General features: G+C 64.5%; 8 protein-coding genes. 4 read left to right on the forward strand and 4 right to left on the reverse strand.

What is annotated here, in order from left to right; translation table 11 throughout:
- Positions 1–509: 509 nt before the first annotated feature.
- Genes F1640_RS23825 through F1640_RS23840 form a run of 4 tightly spaced genes read left to right on the forward strand, consistent with a single transcriptional unit; the run spans position 510 to position 6,499 of the window.
- Positions 510–3,929 (forward strand): response regulator, encoded by a 3,420-nt coding sequence (locus F1640_RS23825; protein WP_194921972.1) that lies wholly within the window; start codon positions 510–512, stop codon positions 3,927–3,929.
- 4 nt (positions 3,930–3,933) lie between these two features.
- Complete coding sequence (locus F1640_RS23830) at positions 3,934–4,764, forward strand: protein-glutamate O-methyltransferase CheR (protein WP_124808606.1); 831 nt, start codon at positions 3,934–3,936, stop codon at positions 4,762–4,764.
- Entirely contained in the window at positions 4,761–5,336 is a 576-nt protein-coding gene (locus F1640_RS23835) for a chemotaxis protein CheB (RefSeq protein ID WP_124808607.1), read from the forward strand. The genes F1640_RS23830 and F1640_RS23835 overlap by 4 nt, the downstream gene beginning before the upstream one ends.
- Positions 5,337–5,356: 20 nt before the next feature.
- A complete protein-coding gene (locus F1640_RS23840; protein WP_206694947.1) occupies positions 5,357–6,499 on the forward strand; it encodes a hybrid sensor histidine kinase/response regulator in 1,143 nt (380 codons plus the stop codon).
- 107 nt (positions 6,500–6,606) lie between these two features.
- Here F1640_RS23840 and F1640_RS23845 read toward each other — a convergent pair whose 3' ends face one another.
- The 4 genes from F1640_RS23845 to dhaL all read right to left on the reverse strand — a co-directional run bounded on the left by F1640_RS23845 (position 6,607) and on the right by dhaL (position 12,862).
- Positions 6,607–8,085 carry a TolC family protein gene (locus tag F1640_RS23845; RefSeq protein WP_370449671.1) on the reverse strand — a complete coding sequence of 493 codons (1,479 nt, stop codon included), beginning with the start codon at positions 8,083–8,085 and terminating at the stop codon, positions 6,607–6,609.
- Entirely contained in the window at positions 8,085–9,155 is a 1,071-nt protein-coding gene (locus tag F1640_RS23850; RefSeq protein ID WP_124808609.1) for an HlyD family secretion protein, read from the reverse strand. Before F1640_RS23850 ends, F1640_RS23845 begins: the two co-directional genes overlap by 1 nt.
- Positions 9,152–10,834 carry an ABC transporter transmembrane domain-containing protein gene (locus F1640_RS23855; protein ID WP_124808610.1) on the reverse strand — a complete coding sequence of 561 codons (1,683 nt, stop codon included), beginning with the start codon at positions 10,832–10,834 and terminating at the stop codon, positions 9,152–9,154. The genes F1640_RS23850 and F1640_RS23855 overlap by 4 nt, the downstream gene beginning before the upstream one ends.
- A 315-nt stretch (positions 10,835–11,149) precedes the next feature.
- Positions 11,150–12,862, reverse strand: coding sequence for a dihydroxyacetone kinase subunit DhaL (dhaL, locus tag F1640_RS23860; protein ID WP_124808611.1), 1,713 nt, complete (start codon positions 12,860–12,862; stop codon positions 11,150–11,152).
- Between the last annotated feature and the right edge of the window lie 20 nt (positions 12,863–12,882).

Genomic DNA, 12,882 nt, shown 5'->3' on the forward strand with positions numbered 1-12,882 from the left:
AACCATAAAGCGGACGGGGATTGCCATGGCCCGGATGAACCGGGGAGACTATGAGCGCCCACCAAACCGTGATCCACGTGATAGGCTATGCTCACGACCTGGCTCTATATCAGTGTTTCCGCGCTCCCGGCGGATGCGCAGGGGGCAGCCATCGAGCGCGATGTTCGGATCGTCAGCGGATGAAAAAGGGCTGGTTTGCTCAACCCTGCTCCGCCTTTCGCGCTTGATGCTTTGTCACGCGATTTGAAGCGCGTGACAAAGCATCAGCGGCATCTGCGGTCCTGTTTGTCCGATCACATGATCGTTCGCGTGGTTCTGTACCATGGCGGCTGCGGCGCTCGGAACCTTTTGGTAAATTGAGCGTAATCCCGCGGACGTGAATTGGTTGTTGTTCGCGGGCGCGTTGCAGCAGCCTTGCTTGCAACTCGATCCTAGGGGGCTTCGATCACCAAAACTGGTTGTCTTGTCGGGCATCTTCCCGAACTCGTTGCCGCTGCGAGGATGCCTTGATGCGTAGGCTCGACGCCGCTCGCGTCCGCATCGGGACGCTCATCGGCCTCATCGCGGGGTTGGCGTTCTTCGCCGCGAGCAGCTACGTATCCTACTCGAACATCCAGGCGGTTGGGAACGCCGACGCTTCGGTACGCGATACGCACAATATGCTGGTGGCGCTCAACCGGCTCCTCTCCACGCTGCAGGATGCCGAAACCGGCCAGCGCGGCTATATCCTGACTGGCAAGGAGACCTACCTGCAGCCCTACCATCAGGCCGTGTCCGACGTCCGTGACCGGCTTGATGCGGTACAGGATTTGACGGTCAACGACCCGGTGCAATCCAACAACTTGCGGGATTTGCGCCCGCATGTGATCGCAAAGCTGGCCGAGCTTACACGGACCATAGAACTGCGCCAGGCCAAGGGGTTCGGACCGGCGGTTACGGCGGTTTCCACGGACGTGGGGCAGCAGGAAATGGCCGCGATCCGGCGGCAGATCGAAGTCATGAACTCCGAGGAAGTTCGACAGCGCTCTTTGCGGCTGGAGGAGATGGCATCCGCTTCCCGCGGGGCAGTCAGCAGCAGCATTATCGCTGGGCTGATCGGTTCGATCCTGACCATCGCCATTTTCCTGCTTGTTCAGCGCAACGCAGCAATCAAGGCGCGGCAGGACTGGCTGCGCACTGGCCAGCTGGAACTCGCCGATGTGATCCGTGGCGACAAGGGCGTCGAACAGATCGGTGAGGAAGCGATGGCATTCCTGGCCGCCTATCTCGGCTTTCAGGCGGGTGCCCTGTTCAAGGGAGATGGTGGCCATTTCCGACGCATTGCAACGCTGGGCGTGCCGGCAGACGGCGCAATGCCCCACAGTTTTTCCCTCGGTGATGGGCTGCTTGGCCAGGTGGCAAACTCGGGCGCGCCAATCGTCATCAACGACCTGCCCGACGAATACCTTACCATCGGATCAGCGTTCGGGCGCTCGCAGCCCCGCCATCTGGTGATCGCGCCGACGACCGCGGACGGCTTGGTCAACGGCGTGATCGAGCTGGGCTTCTTCGATCCCGTTCCGGCGCGTGTGCTCGAGTTCCTGGCTGGATCCGCGGATAGTCTGGGTATTGCCTTGCGATCGGCCCGCTTTCGCACCCGTTTGCAGGATGCGCTGGAAGAGACCCAGCGGCAGAAGGCCGAGCTTCAGGCGCAAAGCGAAGAGCTCCGCGTGTCGAACGAAGAGCTGGAGGAGCAGGGGCGTGCCCTGAAAGAATCGCAGGTTCGCCTCGAACAGCAGCAGGTGGAGCTCGAGCAGACCAACAGCGAACTGGAAGAACAGGCCCAAACGCTGGAGATGCAGCGCACCTTGCTGGAGCAATCCGCCGCGTCGCTGGAAAGCAAGGCGCAGGAACTGGCGCAGGCAAGTCAGTACAAGTCCGATTTCCTTGCCAACATGAGCCATGAACTGCGCACTCCGCTCAATTCGCTGCTGATCCTGTCAAAGCTTCTGGGCGACAATGCCGACGGCAACCTGTCGCCCGATCAGGTCCAGTTCGCGCGGACGATCCAGTCCTCGGGCAATGACCTGCTCATGCTGATCAACGATATCCTTGATCTCTCGAAGATCGAGGCGGGGCACGTGAAGATCCAGTCGGAACCGTTGGCGCTCCAACGGCTGGTGGGCGATCTCAGGCAGATTTTCGCGCCGGTGGCGGATCAGCGCGGCGTCGAGCTGGAATTCGTGGTACGGCCCGGCGTGCCGGCCGCGATCGAGACTGACCGGCTGCGTCTGGAGCAAGTCCTGCGCAACCTGCTGTCCAACGCTTTCAAGTTCACCGAGAGCGGCACTGTCTGCCTGGAAATCGCACCGGCCGGCGAAGGGCGGGTCGCCTTTGCGGTTACCGACACCGGGATCGGCATTTCCCCCGAACAGCAAGAGGCGATCTTCGGCGCCTTCCAGCAGGCCGACAGCGCGATCAGCCGCAAATACGGCGGAACCGGGCTTGGTCTGTCGATCTCGCGGGAACTGGCGCGGCTGCTGGGCGGCACGATCGCGCTGGTCAGCACGGTGGGCAAGGGCAGCACGTTCACGCTGACGCTGCCCGAGTTCTACGATGCCGCTGCCGTTGTTCCCGCGGCGGCACTGCCGGCCACGCCGCGGACGGCGGACGCTGCCGCGGTGACGCCGGATGATCCTCGTCTTGCCCCGCGGCGGGTATCGAACGCGGTGGCGGACGATCGCGACAGGCTGGACCGGAGCCGACGGCTTTTGCTGGTGGTGGAGGACGACGTGCCGTTCGCCCAGATCGTGCGCGACCTCTCCCAGGAAATGAACTTCCAGTGCATAGTGGCTGGCAGCGCGGAAGAGGCGATCCACCTGGCCGCCCTGCATCGGCCGAGCGCCATCGTGCTGGATCTCGGCCTGCCGGACCAGTCCGGACTGACCGTGCTTGACCGCCTCAAGCACGAAGACCAGACGCGACACATCCCGATCCACGTGATCTCGGCCAGCGATCACGCGCAGACGGCGCTGGCGCTTGGTGCGGTCGGCTACCATGTCAAGCCGATCCGCCGGGAAGACCTCGCCGATGTGCTGAGCAAGCTCCAGGACCAGTTGGCGACCCGGCTTCGCCGGGTGCTGATCGTGGAGGATGACGCGGTGCAGCGTGATGCGGTGAGCAGGCTGCTGTGGACCGGCGATGTCGAGACGGTCGGAGTGGGTACGGCTGCCGAATGTCTTGAAAAGCTCGACCAGGAGACGTTCGATTGCATGGTGCTCGACCTGACCTTGCCGGACCGGTCAGGGATGGAGCTGCTCGAGACCCTGAGCCGCAACGAGGAGAAAAGCTTCCCGCCCGTGATCGTCTACACCGGGCACGATCTGTCGGTTGAGGAGGAACAGCGGCTGCGGCGCTTGTCCAGCTCGATCATCATCAAGGGCGCCAAGTCGCCCGAGCGGTTGCTCGACGAAGTAACCCTCTTCCTGCACAAGGTGGTTTCCGAACTGCCGCCGGAACAGCAACGCATGCTGCAGAAGGCCCGCTTCCGTGACGCGGTGCTGGAAGGCCGGCGGATCTTGATCGTCGAAGACGATGTGCGAAACATCTACTCGCTGAGCAGCGTGCTGGAGCCGCGCGGCGCGAAGATCGCGATTGCGCGCAACGGACGCGAAGCGATCGAGGCGCTCGATGCCAGCGCGGCCAACCTCGCCGACGCGATCGATCTCGTTCTGATGGACGTGATGATGCCGGTGATGGACGGGCTCTCGGCGGCGCGGGAAATTCGTAGCGATCCGCGCTGGAAGAACCTGCCGATCGTGATGCTGACGGCAAAGGCGATGCCGGACGACCAGGAAAAGTGCCTGGCGGCAGGGGCGAACGACTACATGGCGAAGCCGATCGACGTGGACAAGCTGCTCAGCCTGGTCCGCGTGTGGATGCCCCGGTGATCCCATGACGGCGGGCGACGAGATCGAGGACATCGAAATCCAGCTTTTTCTGGAAGCGCTGCACCGGCGCTATCACTATGATTTCCGCCACTACGCCCAGGCCTCGATCAAGCGACGGCTGGTACAGGCGCGGGTCCAGCTCGGCTACACCAGCCTGTCTGCCATTCAGGAGGCAGTGCTACACGACGAGAGCGTGCTGCCGCGGCTGCTCAACTACCTGACCGTGCAGGTGAGCGAAATGTTCCGCGACCCATCCTATTTTCGCGCACTGCGACAACGGGTCTTGCCACACCTTGCCACGTATCCTTCGCTCAAGGTGTGGGTGGCGGGGTGCAGCCGCGGCGAGGAGCTCTATTCGCTGGCCATCCTGTTCCGCGAGGAGGGCCTGTACGACCGCACCCTGTTCTATGCGACCGACATCAACCCCGATGCGCTCGACGCTGCGGAGAAGGCGGTTTATCCACTCGACCAGATAAGGGGGTACACCGCCAACCATCAGAAATCGGGCGCGCGCACCTCTCTTTCCGACTATTACCGCGCGGCCCACGGCGGCGTCATCTTCGACAAGACCCTGCGCGAGCGGGTCGTGTTCTCCGACCACAGCCTTGTCACGGATTCCTCGTTCGGCGAGATGCAGCTCATCTCCTGCCGCAACGTGCTGATCTATTTCGATCGCGAATTGCAGGACCGGGTCGTGGCGCTGTTTCGCGATTCGCTGGCGCGTAAAGGCTTCCTTGGCCTCGGCTCTAAGGAAAGCCTGCGCTTCACGCGCCATGCCGCATCGTTTTCGCCGTTCGTGCCGGAAGAGAAAATCTACCAGAGGGCGCAAGGATGACCGTCGCAAAGGTCAGCGCCGTAGCCATCGGCGCCTCTGCCGGCGCGGTTCAGGCGCTGCTGCACATCCTGCCGCCGCTGCCGGCCGGGTTGCCCGTCCCGGTCATGATCGTGGTGCACGTCCCCCCGGATCGCGACAACATGCTCGTGCCACTGCTGAAGAAGCGCTGCGCGCTGGACGTCAAGGAGGCTGAGGACAAGGAGCCACTCAAGCCGGGCACGGTCTACTTTGCGCCGTCCGACTACCATTTGCTGGTGGAAAAGGACCGAACACTTGCGCTGTCGTCCGACGAGCCCGTCAACTACAGCCGCCCCGCGATCGACGTCCTTCTGGAAAGCGCGGCCGAAGCCTACGGACACGAGTTGGCCGCCATCGTGCTCACCGGCTCCAATCACGATGGCGCCGAAGGCCTGCGCGCGGTAACGGCCGCCGGCGGCATTGCGTTGGTGGAGGACCCGCAAAGCGCCATGTCCGGGGCCATGCCGGCGGCGGCGCTGGCTCTTTGCCCCGATGCCCGAGTGGAAACGCTTGATGGCATCACGGCGTTTCTAGCCGGTCTGGTCTCCGCATGAACCGCACAGACGATATCGAAATGGGCGAGTCGGTCCACTTCCTTCTGGTCGACGACCTGCCAGAGAACCTGCTCGCGCTCGAAGCGCTGCTCCAGCGGGACGGTCTGGTCTGCCACAAGGCGGCAAGTGGCGAGGAAGCCCTCGAATTGCTGCTGGTGCACGACATTGCGCTGGCGCTGCTCGACGTGCAGATGCCGGAAATGGACGGGTTCCAGCTGGCTGAGTTCATGCGGGGGAGCGAGCGCACGCGCCATATCCCGATCATTTTCCTCACCGCCGGCACCGCGGATCACCAGCGCCGCTTTCGCGGCTACGAGGCCGGCGCGGTCGACTTCATCCAGAAGCCGATCGAGCCTGACATCTTGCGTTCGAAGGCCGCTGTGTTCTTCGACCTCCACGCCCAACAGCGGCGCATTGCGCGCCAGCGCGACAAGCTTGAAGGACTGACCTCTGCGCTCCAGCTTGCCGACCAGCACAAGGATCGCTTCCTTGCCATCCTGGGCCACGAGCTGCGCAACCCGATCGCAGCCTTGAACGCGGGGTTGAACCTTTTGGGCAAGCGCGACGACAGCGGGCCCAAGCAGGACATCCGCGATCAGATGCAGCGAAGCCTCAACCATCTGACGCGGCTTGTCGAGGACCTGCTGAACATCGCCAGGATCAACGAGGGCAAGATTTCCCTGAAGATCAGGCCCTTCGTGCTGCAGGATGCGCTCCGTTACGTTGTCGAATCGTGCCAGTCCCTGCTCGATGCGGACGGTCACACGCTGGTTGCCGACATCCCGCCAGAGCCGATCTGGATACATGGCGACGAAGTGCGGATCGCCCAAGCCGTCATCAACCTTGTCAGCAACGCTGCCCGGTACACGCCTGAGCCGGGACAGATTCTGATGACGGCCAGACGGGTCGAGGATAGCGTACACATCGAGGTCAGTGATTCCGGCATCGGGATCCCGATCGAGGCCCAAGAACACATCTTCGAGCTGTTCAGGCAGATTGACGGGACGTCGCGCGCGGCTCGGGACGGTCTCGGCATCGGTCTCGCCTTGGTCCGCCAGCTGGTCGAACTTCACGCTGGAGAGGTGACCCTGGTCAAAAGCGCGCCGGGCATGGGAAGCACTTTCCGCATCGAACTCCCGGTTGCGGGCGCCCCGGCCGAGTAATTGTCGGCCAGTAATGGGTCCTGACCCTCACCCATTCTTGGTAAATCCACGTCGTCCATCGGCTAGCCGCAGAGATGTTCGCTGCGACCAATCCAGCGCGCCGCAGCTTAACGTGCGTCCAGCTTGAGGGCGCTTTCATCGGCCGTCGCCGCAGCGAGCTGCGCCCGCGCGGCGGCGATGCGCGCACGGGCTTCGATCAGCTTCACGGCGGCATCGGTGGCGGCTTCCTCGCGGCTGTTGACGAGAAAGAAATCACTCGATCCCAACGCGAAGCGGCGGCGTTCGGCCTCGGCAAGCCGACCGGCGAGAGCGACCTGCCGGCGGGTGGCATCCGCCAGTTCGCGCGCGGTGTCGACCTCGATGCCGATCCCGGCCACTTCGGCGCGGATCTTCTCGGCCAGGTATCGCTGCTTGACCGACAGTTCGTCGAGCTTGGCGCGGCTTTCGGTCAGCTTGCCCCGCGCCTTGCGGTTTTGCAGCGGCACTGTGAGCGACACGCCGAAGACTACCTCCAGCGGCGAGCGGCTGTAGCCGCCCGCACCTGCCGATCCGATGTCCTTGGCGATTTCGCCCTTGAGATCGAGCCTGGGCCGCAGGTCGTTCTCGGCCAAAGCCAGCTTGACCGATGCCTGCTCGATCTCTTCGAGCAGGATGCCGAAATCGGGCCGTTCCTCGATTTCGAAAAATGGATCCACGTTCATGCCATCGAAGGCCGCGGCCGAAGGCGGCAGCCGGTCGGCATCGACCAGGACCGGAAGGCCCGCTGCATCGCGGTAGTAAAGCGAGAGCTTGTTCGCCGCTGCCCGGAATTCCTGCCGTGCCTGCGCGACCAAGGCTTCCCGCTTGACCATGTTGGCTTCGTTCTCGGTGAGCAGGATTTCCGGCTTCGCGCCCAGTTGCACCTGCCGGCGGATGCCATTGCCGCGCTCGACCGCGATGTCGTAAAGCGACTGATAGGCCTGCAGCTTCAGCCCGCTTTCCACCCACTTCTGATAGGACTCGATCGCGCGGGACTGCACGCCGATGGCGGTGGCGCGCGTCTCGAAGCGGGCGATGTCGATGTCGTTTCCGGCAAGCTGCGCCGTCGAACGCCGGGCGTCGATCATGCGATCCCGCAGCAGGGCGTAGAGTGCACCGATCTTCACCTCGCCGAGCCGGTTGGTATAGGCCTTGTCCTCATAGATCGGGAAATCGCCGCGCGAATTGCGATACTGGCCGTAGAGGTATCCGCCGTTGCCGGTGAGGGGGCGCTCCGCCTTGCCGGTGACTTCCGAACCGTCGTAATAGCCGGCAAGGCGGCTGCGGGCATCGACCGAGAAGACCGTGTCGAACGCGCCCTCGGCGCTCAGTGCCCGCCCCTCGGCCTGGCGCACGCGCGCCAGCGCCGCAACGATGTCGGGCGCCGCGCGCGCCGAGGAGCGCAGGACCTCGTCCAGCGTGAGCGGCGTGGACGGTTGATCGTCTCCGTGGGCGGGCATAACCGCCATCGGCACCGGGCGGACGGCGACGGGGTCGGCTGCGCTGGCCGCCGTGCCGGCCGTTGCGGCGAGAAGCAGCGCATTGATCGCAAGGAGCCGGCGCATCATCACTTCTTCTTCTCGATCGAGCTCTTGTCCTCCTTCGCGGCTTTCGCCTCCTGTTCGCCGACCTTACTGGCTACGCCGAAATTGAGCGGGAAGTCGTTGAGCTGACGCCACAGCTCGTACCAGACGGGGACGGTGTCGCCCTGAATCCAGCCGAGCACCTTGCTGCCCTGGCGCACGAAGCGGCGCTCGGGCCAGGCGGTCTTGTTCGGCGCCTGTTCGACGAGGACGCGAAACAGCCCGTCGCTGCGCGGGGTGGGATCGACCGAGCGCACACGACCATCGTAAATGCCCACGGCGAAGGCCGGCCATCCGCTGAACTGGAAAGCCGGGAAGCCTTCGAATTCGAGCCGCACCGGGCGGCCCGGCGCGACCAGCGGGATATCCCGACCGTCGATGTACAGCTCTACCGCGCGGGCGATGCGCTCGGGCGCGATCGTCGCCAGCACCGTGCCGGAGGAGATCAGCGATCCGCCCGCGGCCGCGTTGAGGTTCTGGACGCGCCCGTCGCGCGGCGCGGTGACGATCTGCGCCGAGCTTTGCGCCAGCTTGATCTCGATCTGCTTCAGCTTGGCGCGGGCTTCGGCCAGTTTGGCGTCGGCTTCCGAAACCTTGATCTGCGTCTGTTCGTAGTCGCGTCGGGCGGCGAGACCTTCGGTATAGAGCTGGCCCGTGCGCCCCACATCGATTGCGGCGGTGGCGCGCGCCTGCTGGACGGCGGCGATCTGTGCCTCGACTTGCGCTTTCTCGCCGGCGAGCCGTTCGAGGAAGTCGGGATCGACATCGACCACGCGAACGATCGGATCGCCCGCATGGACGAAATCGCCATCCTTCACGTAGAATTCCTCGACGCGGCCGCCGACCAGCGAAGAGACGTCTCGGGCGCGGTCTTCGGCGTTCAGCGTGGTGACCTGACCGCCGCCCTGGGCAGTTTGCAGCCAGGGCACGAACAGGATCGCGACGGCAAGTAAGATGCCCACGAGGATGAGCCATGCGACGGTCGTCACCACGCGGGGCGGGCGCAGCCGTGCCAGCGAGGGGAAATGCTCCATCTGGGTGTTGTCCAGCGTCATGGCTGTACCTCCCGTTCCGCGACGAAGCGCAAGAACGCGTCCTTGTCGGCGAAGCGGCGCTGCTCTCGCGCGCCAAGCCAGTACCAAGCGTCGAGGTCGAGCGCCTCGGGCCGTCCGCTGCTGAGCAGGACGGTGGTGCCGTTCTGCCGCAGTTCGGCCAGCGTCGCCTTGAGGACGCCCAATGGCATCATGTCGAAAAGCTGCGACATCAACAGCACCCGGGGTCTGCTGAGCAGGGCGTTGGCCAGCTTGAGCTGCATCACCTCGACGATCGAGAGCGGCGAGCCCGAGCTGGCGAGCTGGGTGTCCAGACCGTTGGGCAGACTGGCGAGGCGGGCGAGCAGGCCAACCCGCTCCAGCGCCCGCATGGTCGTCGCCCCGTCCCCGTTTCGTCCCTCGGCAAGCGTCAGGTATTCGCGCAAGGTGACATCGACGATCGTCGGCCGGTTGAGCACCATGACCGCCGATCGCAGAAGGTACATGTTGAAGCTGCCCAGTTCGCTGCCGCCGATCGAGACGATGCCACCCGTGGGAGTGATATGGCGCTTGAGCAGCAGGGCGAGGGTGTTCTCCACGCCGGGCTCGGCCAGAATGACCGCCTGTTCGCCGCCGGCGATCGCGAAATCGAGGTGGACGCCGTCGAAATCGACATCGCGAAAGCGCACCGAGCCATCGCGCGGCGCCTCGCCCCGCTGGCCGGGACGCTCCTGCGGGATGGCGAAGACCAGCGATAGTTCCTCGCTGCTCGCGACGAGATCGTAGAAGGTGTCGAGATACCAGCCGAGCTGGTAGATGCCGTAAAACACGCCGGACAGGATCAGTTCGGCAGCGACCAGCTGCCCGATCGAGAGCTGTCCGGCAAGGATCAGGCTGCCGCCGAGCGCCAGCAGGGCTGCGGCCGCGAAGGCATAGACGAGGAAATAACCGAGGGTCTGGGCGAAGCTGTATCGGAAGTAGCGGCGGTGGGCCTTGATGTAGTCCGCCGTCACCGCCTCCGAGCGGTCCATCGCGAAGTCCAGATGGCGCGCGGACTGGTAGAAGCCGTTCGACGCGCCGACGCTTTCCAGCCAGTGCGCGGCATCATGCTTGGCGTGGCTGACGCCGACCGCGCCGCTGATCGCGCCGTGGCGCCAGATCAGCCAGATCGCGAGGCAGACCAGGACCAGCACCAGATTGAACGCCAGGAAGAAGGGGTGGTAGAAGCTCGTCACCAGCAGGCCGACCGCGCCCTGCAGGATGATCGTGAACGCCCCGATGACAAGGCTGGGCACCGACTTCTGGATGATGGCCATGTCGAAATAGCGGTTGAACAGGCTGCCGGAGCTTGCGTCGGCGAAGAACGGGTTGCGGGCATGGACCGCGCGCACCGTGATCTCGGCCACCACGCGCGCGAAGATGCGACGCTCGAAGATGGCGAGCAGATAGATCCGCAGCGCGCTAAGCCCCGCGACTACCAGCAGCAGCACCAGCAGCACACCCGAGAGGATCCACAGGGGCGCAACCTGCGCGGTGCGCGCCACCGAGTTGATGAGAAGCTGCACCGAGATTGGCGTTGCCAGCGACAACAGGCTGATCGCCACGGTATAGACGATACCGACGTTCACATAGCTTCGGTCAGGACCGACAATTTCCGCCAGCCATGCAGCTGCCTGCCGCAGACCGATACGTTCACCAGCCAATTTCACCCCCTGTCACGAACCGTTTCGTTCCCATGACGGATGACAATCCATTGTCAGAGAGGGCCAACTAGCGAGCAAACTTTTCTGGCCTAGGGATGTTGCATTGCAATATATTGCTGCCGGGCAGAATCTGTCTGGCCGCTCGGGAACGGGCGCAGCGCGGCATCCGGCGCTGCCTCATTCGGATGGGAACACGCGTCGGCAATTCCGGCGCGCGCGGATGGCCTGACCCATCACGCCGATGGTCAGTCTATGGCTTCCCGCCCCCTGGAATTGCCGCGAATTGTGACGCCGCTGTCCGCCTGCCGGTCCGGTTCAGGCGGCTCGTGCCCAGCGGTGAAGGGCATCCACCCATGTCGCGACCGCGACCGCGCCTGGGTCCGGATGGCCAATTGCCCGCTCGCCGATATAGCTTGCGCGCCCGCGGCGTGGCGCCATGTCGCGCGTTGCATCGGCGCCGGCTGTCGCTGCCGCAAGCATGCGGGCGCTTCGCTCCGCGGCATTGCCCTCTGCCGAAGCAAGTGCGTCCGCTGCGGGCAAGAGCGCGTCGAGCATGGTGCGGTCACCCGGTTGAGCCCCACCGAGTGCCATGACGCCCTCACAACCGGCCTGCATGGCATGCGCCCATGCCATGGGATCTGCGGGATTCGCTTCAGCCGCCATGGCCGTGGCCGCGCGCAGGACGAAAATGGAATAGAGCGGGCCGGATGTCCCTCCCAGAGAGCGACGCAAAATCCCCGATATCTGCGCCAGTGCCTTCGCGGGATCGTCCAGGGCCAGGGAATCGAATGCCTGTTCGACGCTCGTCGCGCCGCGCGCAAGGCTGATGCCGAGATCGCCATCGCCGACGGCGCTATCCAGCCGGGTGAGTTCCGGTTCGGCAGCTTGCAGCGCCTGGATCACCGCGCGGATCGCCTCCCCGAAGCGGATGCCATGCTCGCCATCGGACCACGACTGGCCTGTAATCGGCTGCACGCCGGCGATCGAAACCGCCGAAGCGACCTGGACCGCGCTCACCGGCGCCGTCGGCGCTATCCATGCCGGAGCGGCGGTGGGGCTCAGCAAACGATGGATGCGCAAAGGGTCAAGGCGCATGACGGAAAGAGAGCACCCCGCCATTTCCAGCGCACTCAGGAACGTACCGGAACTCACCGCCTTTACGGATATTCCGGCTGCGGCCAGGTGTCGCAAGGCACCTCGCGCTGCTATCGCAAGTTCCAACGCGGGCGTACCGCCAAGGCCATTGACCATCAGGGCGACCTCGTCACCTGCCTTGAGATCACCGTGCCGCATGATGACCGACAACATTTCGCCCAGCATCGTATCGACGGGAGCGATTGCCGTTCTGCGCACACCGCTTTCACCATGGATGCCGAGGCCGAATTCCACCTCATCCTCGCCCAGCTCAAATCCCGGGCGGCCAGCGGCTGGAACCGTGCAAGACGTGAGGCCCAGCCCCATCGAGAACACATTGTCGGCCGCCGCCTGCGCCTCGAGACGGACTTCCTCCAACGGCCGTCCCGCTTCCGCCGCAGCTCCAGCCACTTTGTGCACGAACACCGTCCCGGCAATTCCCCGTCGACCGACGGCGCGATTCTCGTCTCCAAGCGCCACATCGTCGCCGACGATCACCACATCGACCGGGATGCCGTGCGTCCGCGCGATCTCCGCCGCAAGCCCGAAGTTCAGCTTGTCGCCGGTGTAATTCTTGACAATGACCAGCACGCCCGCCGGGCCGCCGACGGTCAGGATCGCCTTGAGCACCGCGTCAACGCTGGGCGAGGTGAAGACCGGACCGGCGACCGCCGCCGTCAGCATGCCCTGGCCCACGTAGCCGGCATGGGCGGGCTCATGGCCGGAACCGCCGCCGGAAATGATCGCAACCTTGCCGGCGGCGCGCAGTTCTTCGTAATCGGCGCGAAGCACCACGGTTTCATCCGGCAGCAGCATCAGCCGGCGATCGGCAAGAGCCAGCCCTTCGACCATATCATCGACGACGCGTGCGGGATCGTTGATCAGTTTCTTCATGACGGATCCTGTTTGAAGTG

The organism is Novosphingobium sp. NBM11, from assembly GCF_015390225.1.
GTDB lineage: Bacteria > Pseudomonadota > Alphaproteobacteria > Sphingomonadales > Sphingomonadaceae > Novosphingobium.